The organism is Nitrosopumilus sp. b1 (genome assembly GCF_014078545.1).
GTDB lineage: Archaea > Thermoproteota > Nitrososphaeria > Nitrososphaerales > Nitrosopumilaceae > PXYB01.
The window spans coordinates 22,312-41,242 of sequence record NZ_MU078707.1; the positions used below are offsets into that span (position 1 = coordinate 22,312).

At 36.4% G+C, this 18,931-nt stretch carries 24 protein-coding genes; 12 read left to right on the plus strand and 12 right to left on the minus strand.

Translation table 11 applies throughout. The features are described 5' to 3' along the window. Positions 1-9: 9 nt before the first annotated feature. A complete protein-coding gene (locus tag C6988_RS00160) occupies positions 10-396 on the plus strand; it encodes a metal-dependent transcriptional regulator (RefSeq protein WP_182132489.1) in 387 nt (128 codons plus the stop codon). On the opposite strand, the gene C6988_RS00165 is transcribed toward C6988_RS00160, so the two are convergent. From C6988_RS00165 to C6988_RS00175, 3 genes are read right to left on the minus strand one after another with little or no spacing between them, the layout of a single operon-like run. Beyond that, on the minus strand, positions 383-2,200 hold the full coding sequence (locus C6988_RS00165) for a PINc/VapC family ATPase (protein WP_182132373.1): 1,818 nt from the start codon (positions 2,198-2,200) through the stop codon (positions 383-385). The genes C6988_RS00160 and C6988_RS00165 overlap by 14 nt on opposite strands. Before the next feature lie 58 nt (positions 2,201-2,258). After that, the gene (locus C6988_RS00170) at positions 2,259-2,621 is read right to left on the minus strand and encodes a response regulator (RefSeq protein WP_182132374.1); all 363 of its coding nucleotides are present in this window, start codon (positions 2,619-2,621) and stop codon (positions 2,259-2,261) included. 36 nt (positions 2,622-2,657) lie between these two features. Next, entirely contained in the window at positions 2,658-3,020 is a 363-nt protein-coding gene (locus C6988_RS00175) for a hypothetical protein (protein WP_182132376.1), read from the minus strand. A gap of 65 nt (positions 3,021-3,085) precedes the next feature. Here C6988_RS00175 and C6988_RS00180 point away from each other — a divergent pair, with 65 nt between their 5' ends. The 5 genes from C6988_RS00180 to C6988_RS00200 all read left to right on the plus strand — a co-directional run bounded on the left by C6988_RS00180 (position 3,086) and on the right by C6988_RS00200 (position 7,718). Next, entirely contained in the window at positions 3,086-4,960 is a 1,875-nt protein-coding gene (locus C6988_RS00180; protein WP_182132378.1) for a sensor histidine kinase, read from the plus strand. A 65-nt stretch (positions 4,961-5,025) separates the two neighbouring features. Then, positions 5,026-5,166 (plus strand): hypothetical protein, encoded by a 141-nt coding sequence (locus C6988_RS00185; RefSeq protein WP_182132380.1) that lies wholly within the window; start codon positions 5,026-5,028, stop codon positions 5,164-5,166. Positions 5,167-5,202: 36 nt separating this feature from the next. After that, positions 5,203-6,621 (plus strand): TldD/PmbA family protein, encoded by a 1,419-nt coding sequence (locus tag C6988_RS00190; RefSeq protein WP_182132382.1) that lies wholly within the window; start codon positions 5,203-5,205, stop codon positions 6,619-6,621. After that, entirely contained in the window at positions 6,614-7,159 is a 546-nt protein-coding gene (locus C6988_RS00195) for a uracil-DNA glycosylase (RefSeq protein WP_182132384.1), read from the plus strand. The genes C6988_RS00190 and C6988_RS00195 overlap by 8 nt, the downstream gene beginning before the upstream one ends. Before the next feature lies 1 nt (position 7,160). After that, positions 7,161-7,718, plus strand: coding sequence for a DNA-3-methyladenine glycosylase (locus C6988_RS00200; RefSeq protein ID WP_182132386.1), 558 nt, complete (start codon positions 7,161-7,163; stop codon positions 7,716-7,718). On the opposite strand, the gene C6988_RS00205 is transcribed toward C6988_RS00200, so the two are convergent. After that, entirely contained in the window at positions 7,708-8,358 is a 651-nt protein-coding gene (locus C6988_RS00205; protein WP_182132388.1) for a VTT domain-containing protein, read from the minus strand. The two genes, C6988_RS00200 and C6988_RS00205, sit on opposite strands and share 11 nt — an antisense overlap. A 95-nt stretch (positions 8,359-8,453) precedes the next feature. Between C6988_RS00205 and C6988_RS00210 the strand changes: the two genes are divergently transcribed. Further along, positions 8,454-8,828: a hypothetical protein gene (locus tag C6988_RS00210; RefSeq protein ID WP_182132390.1), complete on the plus strand. Its 375-nt coding sequence runs from the start codon at positions 8,454-8,456 to the stop codon at positions 8,826-8,828. On the opposite strand, the gene C6988_RS00215 is transcribed toward C6988_RS00210, so the two are convergent. Together C6988_RS00215 and C6988_RS00220 are read right to left on the minus strand one after the other, a co-directional pair. Next, a complete protein-coding gene (locus C6988_RS00215; RefSeq protein ID WP_182132392.1) occupies positions 8,819-9,751 on the minus strand; it encodes an ABC transporter ATP-binding protein in 933 nt (310 codons plus the stop codon). The two genes, C6988_RS00210 and C6988_RS00215, sit on opposite strands and share 10 nt — an antisense overlap. 43 nt (positions 9,752-9,794) lie before the next feature. Beyond that, positions 9,795-10,154, minus strand: a complete 360-nt coding sequence (locus C6988_RS00220) for a DUF6659 family protein (RefSeq protein WP_182132394.1) — start codon at positions 10,152-10,154, stop codon at positions 9,795-9,797. 130 nt (positions 10,155-10,284) lie between these two features. On the opposite strand from C6988_RS00220, the gene C6988_RS00225 reads away from it, so the two are divergent. Then, on the plus strand, positions 10,285-10,785 hold the full coding sequence (locus C6988_RS00225) for a poly(R)-hydroxyalkanoic acid synthase subunit PhaE (RefSeq protein ID WP_182132491.1): 501 nt from the start codon (positions 10,285-10,287) through the stop codon (positions 10,783-10,785). Between the two features lie 10 nt (positions 10,786-10,795). Further along, positions 10,796-11,860 (plus strand): class III poly(R)-hydroxyalkanoic acid synthase subunit PhaC, encoded by a 1,065-nt coding sequence (gene phaC / locus C6988_RS00230; RefSeq protein WP_182132493.1) that lies wholly within the window; start codon positions 10,796-10,798, stop codon positions 11,858-11,860. Positions 11,861-11,906: 46 nt separating this feature from the next. Here phaC and C6988_RS00235 read toward each other — a convergent pair whose 3' ends face one another. From C6988_RS00235 to C6988_RS00245, 3 genes are read right to left on the minus strand one after another with little or no spacing between them, the layout of a single operon-like run. Next, the gene (locus C6988_RS00235) at positions 11,907-12,323 is read right to left on the minus strand and encodes a hypothetical protein (RefSeq protein ID WP_182132396.1); all 417 of its coding nucleotides are present in this window, start codon (positions 12,321-12,323) and stop codon (positions 11,907-11,909) included. Continuing rightward, positions 12,320-12,742: an AbrB/MazE/SpoVT family DNA-binding domain-containing protein gene (locus C6988_RS00240; protein WP_182132398.1), complete on the minus strand. Its 423-nt coding sequence runs from the start codon at positions 12,740-12,742 to the stop codon at positions 12,320-12,322. Before C6988_RS00240 ends, C6988_RS00235 begins: the two co-directional genes overlap by 4 nt. A gap of 38 nt (positions 12,743-12,780) precedes the next feature. Then, positions 12,781-13,563, minus strand: coding sequence for an alpha/beta fold hydrolase (locus C6988_RS00245; RefSeq protein ID WP_182132400.1), 783 nt, complete (start codon positions 13,561-13,563; stop codon positions 12,781-12,783). Positions 13,564-13,679: 116 nt separating this feature from the next. Here C6988_RS00245 and C6988_RS00250 point away from each other — a divergent pair, with 116 nt between their 5' ends. Genes C6988_RS00250 through C6988_RS00260 form a run of 3 tightly spaced genes read left to right on the plus strand, consistent with a single transcriptional unit; the run spans position 13,680 to position 15,878 of the window. After that, complete coding sequence (locus tag C6988_RS00250; RefSeq protein WP_182132402.1) at positions 13,680-14,198, plus strand: transcription elongation factor NusA; 519 nt, start codon at positions 13,680-13,682, stop codon at positions 14,196-14,198. Between the two features lie 2 nt (positions 14,199-14,200). Beyond that, on the plus strand, positions 14,201-15,487 hold the full coding sequence (aspS, locus tag C6988_RS00255) for an aspartate--tRNA(Asn) ligase (RefSeq protein ID WP_182132404.1): 1,287 nt from the start codon (positions 14,201-14,203) through the stop codon (positions 15,485-15,487). 34 nt (positions 15,488-15,521) lie between these two features. Continuing rightward, entirely contained in the window at positions 15,522-15,878 is a 357-nt protein-coding gene (locus tag C6988_RS00260; RefSeq protein ID WP_255464089.1) for a hypothetical protein, read from the plus strand. Here C6988_RS00260 and C6988_RS00265 read toward each other — a convergent pair. The 3 genes from C6988_RS00265 to ilvN are packed head-to-tail and all read right to left on the minus strand — an operon-like array spanning position 15,875 to position 18,927. After that, positions 15,875-16,891 carry an isocitrate/isopropylmalate dehydrogenase family protein gene (locus C6988_RS00265; protein ID WP_182132406.1) on the minus strand — a complete coding sequence of 339 codons (1,017 nt, stop codon included), beginning with the start codon at positions 16,889-16,891 and terminating at the stop codon, positions 15,875-15,877. The two genes, C6988_RS00260 and C6988_RS00265, sit on opposite strands and share 4 nt — an antisense overlap. A gap of 37 nt (positions 16,892-16,928) precedes the next feature. Continuing rightward, entirely contained in the window at positions 16,929-18,446 is a 1,518-nt protein-coding gene (locus C6988_RS00270) for a 2-isopropylmalate synthase (protein WP_182132408.1), read from the minus strand. Then, complete coding sequence (gene ilvN / locus C6988_RS00275; RefSeq protein ID WP_182132410.1) at positions 18,436-18,927, minus strand: acetolactate synthase small subunit; 492 nt, start codon at positions 18,925-18,927, stop codon at positions 18,436-18,438. Before ilvN ends, C6988_RS00270 begins: the two co-directional genes overlap by 11 nt. Positions 18,928-18,931 lie beyond the last annotated feature (4 nt).

Genomic DNA, 18,931 nt, shown 5'->3' on the forward strand with positions numbered 1-18,931 from the left:
AGTACAAGAATGGAAGATTACCTAGAAGTAATTGCAGAGCTTGTGGAGCTAAAGGGATATGCAACTACCCTTGATGTATCAAGATACATGAATGTTAGTGCCCCAAGTGTCACAAAGATGCTAAAGAGATTAGATGAGAGTGGATTTTTAGAATATGAGAAATATCACGGAATAAACCTTACACAAAAGGGCTCACAAGTTGCAGAAACCATAAGACAAAAACACGGCATACTAGTAGAATTTTTTGAAATTTTAGGTATAGGGCATGATACTGCCAATCAAGATGCAGAAGGTGTAGAGCACCATCTAAACCCAAAAACTATCAAGCAGTTAAGAAAATTCATTACTTTTCTTAAAGCAAACCCCAAGGTTTTAGATAATTTTAAAAATCTTTAATGTAAATTTGAATGTCGTTTTTAGAGGATGCAAGATCCATTAATTTCTGTGCAGAGTCAGAACGTTTTGGAATTTTGATTTGCCCCTTTCTTCCTATTCTAGATGAAGTGACATATCTATCTGCAACGTAAATGTCTGCATGCATTCCAGTATATTCTCTGCTAACGGTTAGAACTATCCCGGTCTTTGATTCTGAAAAGGTGTAAGGAATTTCAGCGTCGGGAAATGAGTCATCTTCATCATTTTCCTCTACATCAATGTGCACATTTAGCAACTTTTGAAGGTCGTTGATTGTAGAGCCGCCTTTACCAATTATTGATGGAATGTATTGCTTCTGAACTTTGACTCTAATGTTATTATCAGATAAAATTTCAATATGTGCATTGGGATCAAATCGTTTTATCACATCTCGAATTCTGTCTTCAGCAAGTTTTTCAATTCCATGTTTTTTGCCACCCTTCTGTACAGGAACAATAACGTTTTCCTCACCAAAAGTGTAAATTTCGTGTTCTAGAACATGGTTCTCAAAATTTCTAATTTCTATTACAGGTCTTGCTAGGTCTTGCTCAAACATTCCTGATGGGACTTTAACCTTTAGTTCAAGCTCATAAACTTTTGATATCTTTCCATCTTTAACAAATACTACAGTATCAATAACATTTGGAATTATCCCAAGCTCAATTTTACCAATAAATCGTTGAATGGCATCTAATGGAGAATTTGCATGTACTACACCAACCATTCCCACCCCAGTTAATCGAAGATCAGAAAATATTCGAAAGTCCTCCCTTCTCCTAACTTCATCAAATACGGTGTAATCAGGTCGAACCAAAAGTAAAATGTCTGCAGAATTCTCAAAGCTTCCATCAAGTCTAGTGTATTGTGTGATTGCGGGATCAACCCTCAGATCACGAGGTGACTCGAATGTTTTGACTATCTTCCCAAGACCATTGTAATAGTTTGCCAATCCAGATGCAAGAGTACTTTTACCAGAACCAGGCGCGCCAGAAATTAGGATTCCTTCTGCACCACTAGAGAATCTTTTCATCAATTCATCAGAGACATGATAATCATCAAGAGAAAGCTGTACAATTGGATGTACGATTGTAATTTCATATTTTTCTGAAAAGGGAGGCCTAGTAATTGCAATCCTATAATCACCGTACTGGATTACCAATGCACCAGGCTTTGATATCTCAACGTTTCCAGAATCAGAAATCTTTGTTGCCTCTAAGATTTGAGTTGACATCTCATGCAGATAGTCACGGGTGAGAACATCCTCGCCAATTTGAGTGAGTGTTATATCCCCAGGTTTTCCTTTTTTTGCCATAGGAGTAATTCCTTCTTTTAGATGAATGCTCATGGTTTCATCATCAAAGAATTTTAGAAATTCAAGTTTTTCAGAGATTATTTTTGGGGCATGATAAACCACAGATACACCTTCAGCCTCAGCTACTAGTGCTTGAACTCTGTCGGAAGTGTAAAGTATTGCTTCACTCTGCTTTGCAATGTCTTTGATAATTGCATCAATTCTTCCACGACCAGACAGTTTGATATCATCTACGCTTGGTCGCATTCCCTCATAGGACAAAGTGATGTTGTGAGGTACGATAATTTCTTGTAATTTTTTTAATTCCTCAAGACCAATCAAACCTTGTTCTTTATTTTGAGTTGCCTGAGATTGAAGCTCATCCAAAGTAGCAGTTGGAATTATGACATCACAGTCAGAAATTTCACCAGAAGAAACAAGATGCACTAACTGACCATTAATCACTATGCTAGTATCTGCAACTATTTTTTTCAATCAAGTAAACAGATAACCGGCTGCTTTTAATCATATCTAATTTTATTGTGTAAGAGAATTATTTTGATGAAGTGTTCTTGATTACTTTAAGCACATTGTCAAAATCAAAAGGCTTAGAAACATATGCAGTGGCACCTGCAGCTAAACAATCTTGGATAACTTTTTCATTATCACTTGCAGTAATTAGAATGATAATTGCATCTGGAAATTTGTTTACAATTTCTCTAACTACGGTGAGTCCATCTTTTTTTGGCATTGCAAGATCAAGCAACATTGCATCGGGTTTTAATTCTGAGAATTTTTCAACAGCATCCTGACCATCTATAGCTTCCCCAACAATCTCATGCTCTCCAATTGCCAATATATCTCGCATTACAAGACGAATAGATTCAGAATCATCTGCAATGAGAATTTTGCTCATGTCACATAATTAATGAATTATTATTTAAAATCGCCTTTATTTCAAAGCCTCAGGGAACTGCTTACCCATAGAGTCAATGAATGTCTTTGTATCGCAATTAATGTTACCCATTGATTTTTGCATGAGAATTGTTGCATCAACTACAATTGTACGAATGTTAGAAATTTTGTTTCCCTCAATGATTTTTTTCATCAAGTGGTCCACAATGGTTGAAATTTTTCCTACATCCTCTTTTCCCATCATTGGTGCAAGCCCCTTTATTTTATGAAGGTGTTTCTCAATTCCAACAGACTTGTTCTCAATATCGGCATCATTAGTTGAGGACTTTATTAAATCAGATATCGAAGACAGTTCTTCCATTATTTCCTTTGTTGCAACACGAATAAATTCATCGGACATTGCTATTCATCAAAAAGGATTCACCCGTCATTTTTATACTCTATGTAAGTTTTAACCATAAAAGCATGAAGCTAATCTACAAGACTTACTTACTAGTTGGAATTGTAATTGTTGCCGCAATTGTAAATTTATTTCTGCTTTACCAGGTTCAGGAAATTGGAACGTCTGAATCATATTCTATTATCAGGGCAGGAGATCTTAAAGTAAAGACAGAGACTGTATCAAGTCTTGCAAGCTCGATTGCAGGTGGCAATGACGCGGACAGAGACAATCTAAAAAAAGAAACAGATGATTTTGATAACGTACTAAAGATTTTCAAAAATGGTGGAACAATCAGAGGAGAATCAATAGTTACAATTCCAAATCAGATTAACCCAGAATATAATCAAGTTCTAAAGGCTTGGGAGAATTACAAAATGAGTGCAAATCAAGTTCAAAAAACATCGGTTTTTGATCAAAATGCAGTAAACTCGTTGAATTATGTATTAGAGAAAAACGGAGAGTTAATTCTCACTACAAATTCTCTAGTCAAAGATTTAGAGGTGCTAGATAGAGACTATAATCGCCATAAAGCAATTGCAAATGAGCTTCAAGAGCTTGCAAATAGAATTGGTCAACAGGCACTTCTCATATCTATTGGAGAAGGAGAAGGAGCACAAGTGCAACTAAAACAAGATAGATTATCTTTTGAGATAGGATTAAGAAAATTATTGCAAGTACCAATTGATGGATTAGATTATCAATCAGTAGGAAAAGAGCCAGAAGATTTGATTCCTACTCCACGTGAAAATTCAGAATCACTAAGGGAGTTAGATCCCCTTTGGGAAGCAGTTCAGCTAAGAATTCAAACCTTGGAGGAGAGATCATTACTATCTCCAGAGTTTGACGTAGCACGAAAGAATCTTGAGAAACAAAAGAGCATTCTGCTTGATGCACTAGATAACTTTTTGGATGCATGGAATAGGCAATTGAATTTAGGTGAAGCACAACAGCAAACCATCATTCAGGTATTATTAGCAGTAGACGTCATAGTATTCTTTTTGGTAATTTTTGTTATCAGACAATCACTAAACCCATTGGAGATGATTACATCTGCACTCTCAAGGGTCAAAGAGGGAATCTATGGAGAAAGGATAGAGTATAACGCATCAGATGAGGTCGGACAGCTTGTCAATACATTCAACATAATGTCAGATACTATCAAACAAAAAGAGGAAGAGGCAAAAAAGACAGACCTTGCAAAAGATGAATTCTTAGCGATGATTACACATGAATTAAAGACGCCTTTGGTACCAATTCAAGGCTATGCAGACATTCTACTCGGGGAGCATTTAGGAAAATTAACCGACAACCAAAAAGAGAGATTGAGAATAATAAAATCAAGCTCATCATCGTTACTAGATATTATTTCTGACTTGCTTGATGCGCAAAAATTAGACTTGGGCCAATTAAGAATGAAAAAGGAGAGCATCAGTATTAAAAAGACCATAGAAAAGGCAGTGACATCATTCAAGCCAGAAGCTGAAAGAAGGGGAATCAAACTGAATCATTCAAGCCCAGAAATAATTGTAGTTCATGATTCAGAGAGAATAGGGCAGGTACTTAACAACTTAATTAAAAATAGCATGATTGCAATTCATTCTGACAAAGGATCAATTGACATTGATGTCACTGAAAATAATGACTACGTAGAGATTTCAGTAAAAGATAATGGAATCGGTATTCCTTTAGAAAAACAAAAAGATTTGTTTAAGAAGTTCTACCAAGTTGATGCTTCACTGACAAGAGAGAGAGGTGGTAGTGGACTAGGACTTGCAATCAGTAAAGGAATAGTCGAAGGGCATGGAGGCAAAATTCGTGTTGAGAGTACGCCAAATATCGGTACAAAGTTCATTTTCACCCTACCAAAAAACCCCCCTTTGGGCAATCAAGCTAAATAATTCAAACCTCATTACACAAATTATCTTACTCTAAAAGAGAAATTAACGAAAGAAAAGGCAGTGCAATGAATAACATCTCAAGCCAAAAGAATAATGAATTTTATGCAAATTGCACAGAGTACTTCATGGGTTTACGAAAAAAAGGAAAAACAGACTATGGGTTTGAGGATGAATTCTACTATACAATCCCAACAAAGAAAAAATAAAGATACAGTGATTTAGGAAACATTAGATATTAAATCATGAATTTTGAGGATTTTGTAGACAAGTCTATCCAAATTTCACTGGACTTGGGGGCTGAGTATTGCGATGTCAGATCAGAGTCATATTCATCAAAGAAGGCAATAATAGAAAATGGGCAAACTGAGCAGTGTGACTCGATAATAGATGCAGGAATTGGGATACGAGTTCTAAAAAATGGCGTGTGGGGTTTTTGCTCAATATCAAATCCAGGCTCATTTGAGATAATAAGAGAAAAAATAATAGATTCCATAAATTCCACTCAGAGATTTTCTAATAAAATAAAATTCTCAAAGGAAAAGACACATCTAGCAAAAAAGGACTATCCAGTAAAAAAAACTCCAGCCTTAGAAGAATTGATCAAAATTGGAACTGAGTGCGATTCTATCATCAGAGAAAAAAGAAGCATCATAAAATCAACAGTTAATCTTTATTTTAAGACCACATCAAAATATTATGCAGACAGTTATGGCTCAAGGATTAGTCAAAACTATACTGATACCATAGTAGATCTGATAGCTACTGCAAGGGATTCTGGAATTACACAATCAATCAATATTACAGAAGGAGGAAGAGGAGGAATTGAAAAAATTTCTGACGAAATCGACTTGTTAAAAGTTGCAGATGAGATTTCAGATAAAGCATCCAAACTAGTATACGCAAAACCAATCAAAGAAGAGAAAACAACATTGGTGTTTAATCCAGATTTTGTAAGCTTGCTAACTCATGAGATTTTAGGTCATCCATCTGAAGCAGACAGGGTTTTGGGAAAAGAAATGGCATGGGCAGGAGGTTCATGGTGGGCAGGAAAACTCGGCGAGAAGATTGGTTCTAGTGAATTAAATGTCTTTGATGATCCTTCAGTAGAAGGAACGCTAGGCTGGTATGAGTTTGATGATGAAGGGATAGAGTCATCAAGGACTAATATTATCGAGAAAGGAGTATTGAAAAGGCATTTGCAAAATAATGAAACAGCAAAAATTTTTGAGGTAGAATCTAATGCAAACATGAGAGCAGCATCATACAAGTTCATGCCACTGATTAGGATGGCATGCACTTGTATTGATGGTGGAGATTGGAATCCAGATGAAATTATCAAAGATGTAAAGTCAGGATATTTGATTTCAAACATGAAGATACCATCAATCGATATGAAAAGGTACAACTGGAGTATCTCTTGCCAATATGCAAATAAAATTGAAAATGGTGAAATCACTGACCTTCAAAGAGATGTAATTGTAATGGGCACTGCTCCTGAATTTTTCAGATCAATTGACGCATGTGGAAATGACTTTACCATAAGACCAATTACAAATTGTGGAAAGGGTGATCCTATGCAGTCAATGATGATGGGAAACGGCGGACCAACCATTAGAGCGGTAGCCACCGTAAAAAGTACGGGAGAGGCAAAAAATGCCTAGCATTGAGGAGATAAAAAACCAGGTCACAAAATGTACAAATTGTCAATTATGTGAGACAAGGACCAATGCAGTTCCAGGCAAGGGAAACCTTCACTCAAAGGTAATCTTTGTAGGGGAAGCACCAGGAAGAAGTGAGGACAAAAATGGAGAGCCATTTGTTGGTGCTGCAGGAAAGAAACTCACTGCAGCACTAGAGTCGGCAGGAATTGCTAGAGAAGATATCTACATTACAAATGTTGTAAAATGCAGACCACCTAACAACAGAATCCCCAGTACGGGTGAAAGAGAGGCTTGCTCTAATTATTTAGAATCTGAAATAAAGGAGATAAATCCAAAAATTATTTGCATCATGGGAAACACTGCATATGGTTCTATTCTAGGAGGCAATAACATTACAAAGAATCGAGGAAGGATAGTGGAGCATTTGGGAAATAGATACTTTATCACCATTCACCCTGCAGCAACGATTTACAATCACGAATTACTAGATGTGCTAAAAAAAGACATGAAAAAAATAGCTAGTATTATAAAAAAATAAGATGAGACCATTACCAAGAAAATTTTATTCAGATGATACTGTAGATGTTGCAAAGAATCTACTAGGTAAGATTCTAGTTAGACAGATTGGAGAAAAGACCTTCTCAGGAATCATCATAGAGACTGAGGCTTATAGATTCAATGATGATCCTGCAAGTCATGCGTTTAGAGGAATGACTGAACGCAACAAAGCAATGTTTGGAGAAGTGGGTAGAGCATATGTGTATTTTACTTATGGTATGTATTATTGCGTCAATGCAGTTGCAAGAAATGATAATTATGATGCAGGGGCAGTACTAATTCGAGCAATAAAACCTGTGCAAGGATTAGATCATATGATAAAAAATAGAAAAAACAAAAAAATTGAAGAGTTAACAAATGGTCCTGCAAAGCTGACTCAAGCATTAAAGATTACAAAAAAACAATACGGTGTGGATTTGACAAAAAAATCAGAGTTGTTTATTTCAGATACGCAAAATGATTGTAAGGTATATTCCAGTCACCGAATTGGAATAAGAAACGGATTAGACAAGAAATGGAATTTTAAAATTAATCTTTAGAGTCTTTTTTATCGTCATTGACATCATCTAATGTCCAAGGAGCAAATTTACCTAAAATTTTTGCCCAGTCTAGTCGTAAAAGTAAAATCACAACACCAGTAAGCATTCCTCCAAAACCAATTATTCCAATGTAAATTGGGGTTGCGTCATCAATGTCTTCTAGGAATGGGTCTACAAGAGACAACCCCAAAAAATGAGATATTAGAACAATCACATAGCTAAGCACGAGTTTTCCAGTAAATGTTGCAATAAAGAATCGTTTTGGATTATACTTTGCAAGTCCCAGTGGAACATATACTAGATCATCAGGTATAGGAGTAGCTGCTGCAAAAAAGGCAGCCCCTGCACCATATCGTTTTACTAGTCTTTCAAATGGCCTCATACGTTTTCTTGTTTTTTCAGTAATTATCTTGCGGCCACCATAACTGACATAGAAGATGATTTGCTTTGCAGCGGTAGATGTAATAGCAGATATTATTGCAAGAACATGAATGTTGAATTGGTCCCCAACGGCCATTGTTGCCAGTAAAAGAAACGATGGAAGAGGAACAAATGGGACAAGAGAACCAAAAAAGCTCACCAGTGTTAAACCAAAGTAACCAACTTCAGGTGCGAATGGAAACAAATCAGAAAAATCCACACAACAACGAGTGGTCAGCATTATTTAACTATAAAAAATGAGATACATGTTTAATTTTCATAATCATTAAAATAACATATTCTGGTGAAACTCCCATGGTCAAAAAAAATTTTAGTGAAATCCCAATAGCTATTGCAAAGATTAGTCCATACATTAGATTTGTAGGAGTAATTGGTTCAAGCGGTGAATTATTATCATATTATAGAAGATCAGATCTAAAGCCACTTCTAAATGCAAAAAATACACATTACCAATTCTCTCATATTGCAATTAAAACTGATTTAGAAGCATTTTTTGATAAGAGTTTAGGAGAGGTTGAATTTGTTTGGGAAGAAAGAAAAAAGGTTCAAACCATCTCATTTGCAATAAAAAAGATCAGAATTTGGATATCTATTGACAAAAAAGTTGTTCGTAGCGAAGTGTTAAGAATTATAGATTCTTGTCTTCCAATAGTGAAGCTCTACTCATAGAGCCAACATTTTACGTATCCGGTTTCAGTTGAAAAATTTGGAGGATCTTTTTTACATTTTTCAAATGCCATTGGACATCTATCAATAAATCGACATTCTGATTTTGGTTTTAATAGACTTGGGGGATCACCTGGAATAAATTTTGGTTTATCACCATGTAGTCTTGGAATAGATTCCAACAATCCTTTTGTGTATGGATGTTTGGGATTTTTGTAGATATCATTTGAGGAACCAAATTCTATCATTTGACCGCCATACATGATTCCAATCACATCTGCAATCTCAGATAATATTGCAAGATCATGAGTGATAAGCATTATTGACATACCTTCTTTTTTTAAATTCTTTAGCAAGTTGATTATTTGTGCCTGAATAAGAACATCTAATGCAGTAGTAGGTTCATCGGCAATTACAAATTTTGGTTTTAGCAATAACCCCATTGCTATAATTACTCGTTGTTTCATACCACCACTTAGCTCATGGGGATATTTCTGCAAAACAGATGCATCAAGATTAACTGCTTTCATTACATCAAGAATCACTTTTTTTGAGTCCCCATCAAAATGATGTTGTTTTAGTATTTCTTGGAATTGTTCATTTATTGAAAAAACAGGATCAAGGGAATTCATTGCGCCCTGAAATATCATTGAGATTTTTTTCCATCGAAAAACTTTCTCAAATTTATTTTCAGGTAAATCCAACAAAGAGTCATCCTCAAAGAGTATCTTTCCAGAAGTGATTTTACCACCTTGTAACATTCGGATTATTGAAAGTCCAAGAGTACTCTTTCCACATGCACTCTCACCGGCAATTCCTATTGATTGTCCATTCTCTAAATCAAATGATAGATTCTCTACTGCATGGATATTTCCTTTTGAAGTAGGATAAACTACTGATAATCCACTAACTGAGAGAAATGTCATGTATACTCAAAGGTACGGAAGTATTTTGGTTTTAATTGAAACTTTATTTTATTATTTTTAGAATTTTTTTTGGTAAAGCACCATAGTCGGCATCAGGCTCGGCTACCACATACAACACATCATTACCATGTAGAAAACTCAATGCAAGTGCTCTCTCTCGGGCGGCCAAGGCAAACTGAACCGAGCCTAGTTGTCTATCAAACTCTTTTCTCATCTTTACTCTCAAAGCTAGTTCCATAAACAGCATTTCGTCGTCTTTTTCTGTCTCTAGTGGTTCAACACCTTCTTTCATGCCGCCTGCAATCAGTCTTCCACGCTCATTAATCACTGCAGCAAAACGGACTTTTGGGTCTAAATCCTTAATTTTCGCACAAATATCCTCTAGTTTACTTATATCGGCCATATCTCAACTTTCAGTCAATACAGCTATTTATTGCGATCGAATTATAACGTTCAACGTGAAGAATCAGTTTTCAGATCCTAAGGATTACTATAAACACGTATCATTATTTTGGACAGACCTCATCAATTTGATGTACAGTAAGCCGCAAGCCCTGATGTCAGTAGGGCCAATGAGAAACTTTGCTGAAAATGCAAAGAAAATCTCAATAGAGTTAATGGAGTCAAATGAGGATTTGGCGGAATTTAATGAACACCTTACCGAATATTACAAGCAGCTAAATGAGACATGGGTAGAGGCTCAAAAGAAGGTAAACCTAAAGATTCCCGAAATTCCCCAAGACGCTGAAAACTATGAGGCATACAAGAGAGTTTGGATTGACATCTTTGATAATGACTTTACAGAATTATTTGATTCCAAGCACTTTGGAGAAAATTATGGTCACCTTGTTTCAAAGGAGTTGGAATTAACAAAACATTGGAATAATATAATGAACGTAGTCTTACAATCGGCGAATCTGCCAAACAAACAAGAGATGGATGAGGTTTATAGGGAAATTCATTCATTAAGAAAACGAGTATCAAAACTAGAGTCAAAGGTTAGACAGTACGAGTCAAAAGAAAAGGGAAATTAAAATGAAAAAAATTTCAAATGAATTAAACATAGACCCAAAGATGGTAGAGAATATTCTAAGATTTAGTAGTAATATCTCTAGAGCATCTGAATTAGTATCAGCCCCAGATGAGTTTAATTTTGAGAGTACAGAATATGATGTCGCATATCAAGAAGACAAAGCCAGACTGCTTCACTACAAACCATTAACAAAGACACAACACAAAACTCCAATTATTATTGCATATGCATTGATCAATAGATATCACATTTTAGATATTCATCCAAAAAAGAGTTGGGTGAAGAATCTTTTGGAGCAAGGATTCAATGTATATATGCTAGACTGGGGAAGTCCATCAAACATTGACAAGTATCTTGATTTTGACGATTATGTTAACGGATACTTGCACAATTCTGTTGAATTTATTAAAAACGAATCTAGTGTAGAACAGGTTTCATTACAAGGGTATTGTACAGGCGGAACTATAGCAACAACATATGCAGCACTGCATCCAGAGAATGTAAAAAACTTCATTGCAACCGCGCCAGTAATTGATGGTTGGAAGGACACTACTGTGATTAGCAACCTTGCAAAGCACATGGATGTCGATAAAATGGTTGAAATTGTCGGAAACATGCCTCCAGAATTCATGTATTACTGCTTTTCAGTTCTAAAACCATTTGAGCAGGGAATTGAAAAGTATCTGAACTTCTTTAACAATATAGAAAATGAGAATTTTGTAGATAATTTCATGAGAGTCGAAAAATGGCTATCAGAAACACCGCCTATTCCGGGAGCACTATTCAAGCAATGGATTAGAGACATCTACCAAGAAAATCTTTTGATTCAAAACAAGATGTATGTTGGTAACCAACATGTATCGTTGAAAAATATCACCATGCCGATTTTCACTCAGGTTGCCGTAGGTGATCATCTCGTATCACCAGAGTGCAGTATGCCATTGCATTACGGAGTAGGAAGTGAAGACAAAACCATACGAATCTATCCAACAGGACACGTAGGAATGATTGCAAGTTCATTATCACAAAAAGTCGTACTGCCAGAATTGGGCGAATGGCTTAAGGAAAGATCATAAAATAAAAGAAAAATTTTAAAAAACAAAAAGAATGGATTCTAGCCTTCTATTTTGAAGGGGTAAATGTAGAAATCCAGGATTGCATGATATTTTTGTTCATATCTGCAAAGGTTTTTGCATTATCGTTGAATGTCTTGATGTTTTGTTGTGTTGCATTAATTGCTGCTAATGCTACTTGATTGTTAACTGCTGTACCTTTTAGTAGTTGTTCTGTGGTCTCATCAATTACTTTTAGGGTTGCTTCTGGAATGTTGGAAGTAATTCCTGCTCTTCTAGAAGTCTCTTTCTGTGTGGTAAATGATGAATTTACTAGATTCTCAACTGCTTGTAAGTATTCTTGTTGTACATTAGAAATTGCTTGATGATATTGTGGTACTGCTTTCTTTATTGAATCAATACATTTGTCAACGTTTTGCTGATATACTGCGAAGATATCTTTTGGACTATTGTTTGTGCTACTCATTGTTTCACCTCCTTATTGGTTGACTTTTTTGAAATTGGAAGGATAACGACCTGAATAAGATCCCCTTCCTTGATTCCGAGTGCATCGCGTTCGGCCTCTGGAATTGAAATTCTACCGTTACTTCCAACGGTAGTTTTGTAAGCTCCCCAATTTAGGAAATTTGGGAGATTTTGATTCATTTGGAAAATTTGTTCAAATCCTTTGGATTGCATATTATTCATGTTTTGCATCATATTCTCTTGGGCTTCAGTAGTCTTGTTTGCAACTTCCTGTAGGGTTACTAGGGGATCAAACTTGTTCTGGTTTTGTTGCATAAGGTCACCAAAATTTTTCATAAATTCTGCTTGCGCCTTTCCACTCTTTTGAATCCATTCTTTGAACATTTCAGCAGGATTATATTGGTATTGATTACCACTCATAGGTAATAGAAGGTCATATGTGGAATATAAAGGTATTGTTATTCATCAAGAAAATTAATCACCGTTTCTGTAAATAATTCTGGATTATCGACGTAAGGAGTATGCCCAGAATGTTCCATGTTAAAAAACCTGCAATCACGAATTGCCGAAACAAAACTACTAGAATATTCTAGAGGAATTACAGGATCCTTATCCCCCCAAATTATCAATGTTGGAGATACTATTTTTTTTAGATGATCAGTAATGTCGTTACTATTTTTTAGTCCAAGTAAAGTAGACATGAATGCCATCTTTGCATTTGGTAGCTGCATTCTCTCTATGAAGCCGTTTATGATTTTTGGATCTATTTTTTCATCTCCCGCCATATGCTCAAATGCATTTTTTGCCCCTTCTTCAGTTGGATATAATGCAGCCATCACGTATGCTTCCAATGCAGGAGTTGATTGAGACATTGCACCAGAGGGCGAAACAAGAACTAGTTTTTTGACATTATCATACTTTGAAACATATTCTGCGCAGACTTGCCCCCCAAATGATGATCCGATCAAAATTGGTGATGAAATAGAGATCTCTTTTAAGAAGTGAGAAAGAAAATCTACAAAAAACTCTTGAGTATAATCAACTAGAGGTTTGTCACTATACCCAAATCCTATTAGATCAGGAACTATCAATCGATAGTGTTTTTCAAAAATGGGAATGACATACTCCCACCTTTCAGCTGATGCGCCCAATCCATGGATAAGCACCAAAACATCGTTTCCCTTTCCAGATTCAAGGTAACGAATTTTGTTTCCGTCAACGGAAACAAATTTCTCCTCCATCAAATGCGTGATGAAAAGTAGGTAGATAAATTTTCTTGTTTAGTAAAATTAGATTCGAAAAACGTTTTTGGGACCAAGGGATATAAACAACTTTATTTGAAATTATGTGATTTATCATGCAAGTTCCAATTTGTGGTTTTGATGCAAAAAATGCAGTTTTATGTCCACAATGCGAGTCAAAGGTAGAATCAGGAGATCTTACTAAAGCAGATGTGGATGCATCAATTATCTTAGCTAGATTGGCAAAGACGCACCCACAGATTGATCAATTTACCTTACATGGGTGCAAAGAGATAGATGGAAATTTCATACTGCGATTTAGTAAACAAGATATTCAAAAAATCAGACAAAGTAGAACATTATACGGATTAATTCAGGGAGAGTTTTCAGGAAAAATTTGGCTTGTTGAAGAAGGAGAAAATAACAAGCGATTCATAGAGGACCTCTTCTTTCCAACAAAGGTATTATCGATAAATTCAGTTTGGGCCCCAGGAGGAATTGAGAAGACAAAGGCCGTAATTTCAGGCAAGTGGACTCCTAGATTCCCCATTGATGTTAAAAAGGTCTCTCAAATAGTCAAAAATGCTAGAAATCTTGATATCGAAATCGAGTTTGAAGAATCACGGAGAAACTAATTTTGGGATTTGCAAAGACTCACGATATATTAGATGTCAATTCTTCTTTGATTAATTCGGAAGTCAAGCTTGGCGGATGGATAGAGGATTTACGAAAACTTGGCAAGATGACATTTCTCACATTACGAGATGTCTCTGGAATCATTCAGGTAATTGTAAAAGGAGAATTAAATGACAAGCTTGAAGGACTAAACAGACAAAGCGTAGTTTTCATTAAAGGTAAAGTTCAGGATACCAAAGCCAAGGATTTTGATTGTGAAATATTAGCACTGGAGATAGATGTTTTAGGAAAAGCAATTCATCCTTTACCAATTGATCCTATTGGCAGATTAGAAAGTAACATCGACAACAGGTTAAACTCTAGAGCACTAGATATGAGGAATCAAAAGACTGCATCAATCTTCAAGCTTCGTCACCATGTTTTAGCAATATTACGAAAGACATTATCAGACAAACGATTCATCGAAATCACTACACCGAAGATTATTGGTAGTGCAAGTGAAGGTGGTGCAAATCTTTTTTCACTTGAATACTTTGGCAGAACCGCATACCTTGCACAGAGTCCGCAGTTGTACAAGGAACAGATGACAATAGGACTAGAGCGAGTCTTTGAGATTTCAAACTTTTATCGAGCAGAAAAGTCACACACCGGAAGACACCTTAGTGAATTTACAAGTGTAGACATTGAAGCTGCATTTATGGATTATACAGATGTGATGAATGTTCTAGAGTCACTTGTCATGGAAGTTTACAAATTTACATCAGAGAATTGCAAAAAGGAACAAGAAGAGATTGAATATGAGATCAAAGTTCCAAATGCACCATTTGATCGTGTTGCATATTCCCAAGTAGTTGATGAGTTAAAATCACTTGATCAGAAGATAGAATTTGGAGACGACCTTCTTGATTCTCATTTAAGACTAGTTGGTGAAAAGCATCCAGGATTTTATTTTCTAACAGACTGGCCATTGAAGCTAAAACCATTTTACATTAGAGAAAAGGACGAGGATGCAACATTGTCTCGCTCCTTTGATTTACAATATGGATACTTGGAGTTATCATCTGGAGGAACGAGACTGCATGATCCTGCAATACTCAAGGCACGACTAGCAGAACAGGGATTAGACCCTGCCTTGTTTAAGGACCACTTGCAAGCATTTGATTGGGGAATGCCTCCTCACTCTGGATGGGGATTAGGTCTTGATAGACTAATGACTACTCTGATTGGAATTGACAATGTAAGAGAAGTTGTACTCTATCCTAGAGACCCAGACAGATTAAGACCCTAAAAAGATAAATTCGAAAAAGCCACATTTTGTATTATTGCAACAATGCAGTTTTTGTGGTTCTGTATTTGGGGATAGGAAATGCTACTTTTGTGATGCAAGATGTTGTACATCATGTATGACTGATGACAGAACACGGTGCAAACAGTGCTACATCAAAAAACGTAGATTAGGAGTAAAGAAGCTGTTAAAGAAAAACAAAATCGTTCTTGGATTTATTGGATTTTTGTGGTTTTATGCAGTGTATCCAGGCCCATTTCTACCAGGACTAGACCCAAACTTTTACTATCTGACATTAATTGCTGCAGTTTTAATCATGATACCAGTAGGATTAGCTTTGTTCTTTTGGTCCCTACATCCACCATCATCAGATCTTAAAAAAGAAAAAGACTAGACCAGTCTTGAAACGATCTCTTTTGTAAATTCTTCAGTTGTCTTGTCTCCGCCAATATCCTTTGTTTTAATTCCATCCTTTACTACATCATAGACGGTCTTTTCCAGAGTGTCACCAACTTGTCTGCATTTTTCATCATTGTACTTTTGTGACAACCAATCAAGCATCATCCTCATCGATAAGATAAACGAGGATGGATTTGCAATGTTCTTTCCAGCAATATCAAATGCAGCACCATGCACTGGCTCAAAGAGTGCAAAGTCATCACCAATATTTGCAGCAGGTGCCATCCCCAAACCCCCTACAACTTGAGATGACTCATCAGATAAGATATCACCAAAAAGATTTGTGGTAACTATGACATCAAATAATTCGGGCTGTCGAATCAAATTCATGGCACATGCATCAACATACATCTGCTCAAATGTCACATCAGGATAATCTTTTGCAACTTCTGCACACGCTTTTGAAAACAAGCCATCAGTTACTCGCATTACATTTGATTTGTGTACACAGGTTACCTTTTTTTGTAAATTCCTATTCTGTGCAGTCTCAAAGGCATATTTTGCAATCCTTTTTGATGCAGGTTCAGAAATGATACGCATGGCAACAGCAGCATTGTCAATTAAGAACTCTTGGCCAGTGTACAAATCCTCCGTGTTTTCCCGGACAATTACCATGTCAATGTCCTCACGTAATGCAGGCATGTGTGGATACGATTTTGCAGGTCGGATATTTGCATAAAGGTCTAGTGCACGACGTAATACAACTATGACATCTGCTGCACTCTCACCAACAGGTGCTTTGAGACACACTTGGGAATTTTTGATTGCAGACATTGTCTCATCAGGCAAGGCCTTGCCAGTATTTTTCAAAGCCTTATCACCTGCCTCTAGTCGTTTTATTGAAAATTTCAAATCAAGCTTGTCATGAATTGTCTTTAGAATAGTAACTACAGATTCTGATAATTCAGGTCCGATTCCATCTCCAGTAATTAATGAAACGTTATACATCTTTACCAACTCTTTTAGAATATTTGAGGATTTAAGATTAGTTTCCTATCTGTTTTTCCTTTAGCATTTTTTTGAGCATTAATCTGTTAATTCCAGCAATTACTGCCTGAACACTAGTAGTGACAATATCCTCACCAATTGATTTTGCAGAGACATGATTCCCTTGTGCATCCTCAACTCGTATAGTTACTTCACATAATGCAGTGGAGCCACCAGAGATTGATGCCAAACCATAATCTTTGATTCTAACTTCTGCAATTTTTCCAGTAACCTTTTGAATTGCATTTAGTGCAGCATCAACGGGGCCTACACCATAATCAGTTGCCGAGAGTTCTTGTCCATCAATGTTTAGCTTGACAAAAGCATATGGCATCGTTCCGATGCCAGTAGAAACAGAAAATCCAGTCAACTGGACAATTCTCTTTACGCCTTGTTCTTTTAGAATATCACTAGCAATGGATAACAACTCGACATCAGTTACTTGTTTTCCTTGATCACCTAAGCTCTTTACTTTTTCAAGAATCTCTTTTGCCTGTTCCTGTGTTGGTTTGATTCCATACTCATCTAGCATTGCATTCATTCCATGAATTCCAGCATGCTTTCCTACCTGCAACCATCTCTTTCTGCCAACTAGTTCAGGACTGATTGGCTCATACGTCAATGGATTACTCAAAACACCGTGTGTGTGGATTCCGGATTCGTGGCCAAATGCATTTTCGCCAACTATAGCCTTGTTTGGTTGGACTTGAATTCCAACTATTTTTGAAACAAATCGTGATGCGTCATAAAGTAGTTTAGAGTTGATGTTAGTCTCGTATTTTTCCCCATATGGTAAGCATTGCAATGCCATAACAAACTCCTCTAATGATGCATTTCCTGCACGCTCACCAATGCCATTAATTGTTACATGTGCGCATTCAGCTCCTGCATGAATACCGGCAAGTGCATTTGCAACTGCCAACCCAAAGTCATTGTGACAGTGCACACTGATTGGAAGATGTGTTGCATCAACTGCATCCTTTGTTATTTGTGATATGTATTCTGGAGTTGAATATCCAACAGTATCTGGAATGTCAATTCTGTCTGCACCTGCCTTTGCAACCTCGCCAAATACTTTTTTGAGAAATTCTCTATCGGTCCTTGTTGCATCTTCTGCAGAAAACTCTACTTGTAATCCACGTGACTTGCCATACTCTACAGCCTCTATAGCTTTTTCCAATGCTTGTTCCCTTGTCATTTTGAGCTTGTACTCCAAGTGAATGTCAGATGTTGCAATAAAGGTGTGAATGTAGTTTAGACCAGAGTCTACTGCAGCATCAATGTCCTTTTTGTTTGTCCTGGCTAGTCCACAAATTTCAGATTTGAGATTTGCTTGAGTAATCATCTTGATTGCATTTTGCTCTCCCTTTGAAATCACTGGAAAGCCAGCCTCAATTGCATCAACTCCTAGATCATCTAGCTTCTTTGCAATGGATAATTTTTGATCAGGAGATAATGAAATACCAGGAGTCTGCTCTCCGTCACGTAATGTAGTATCAAATACTCTAACTTTCATGAGAACCTGCCCTCTGTAATGCAGCAATCCCTGTTCTTGCAGTCTCTATAATCCCAAATGGCTTTGCTAATTCCTCAAATGCCCTAATCTGATCAGGTGTTGCAGTAAGCTCAACCATAATTGATTCCTTTTTGACATCATGGATTTTGCCGCCATATGCGTTTGCCATCTTGTTAATCTCCATGCTATCGCTTGGACTGTTTATCTTTATTTTGAATAGAATTAATTCTCTGTAAACCGTTTTGTGCTCATCTAACTGACGAACCTCTACGGTATCTATCATTTTGTCAAGTTGTTTTACGATTTGTTTAATTTGTTTTTCATCTCCATACGTAGTAATAGTCATTCTTGATATATCAGGATCAGCTGTTACGCCTACAGAAATACTATCTATGTTAAAGTTTCGTGAACGAAACAACTGAGTAATCTTCCACAATATTCCAGGTTTGTTTTCAACTAGGATTGATAAAATTGCCCACATTTTG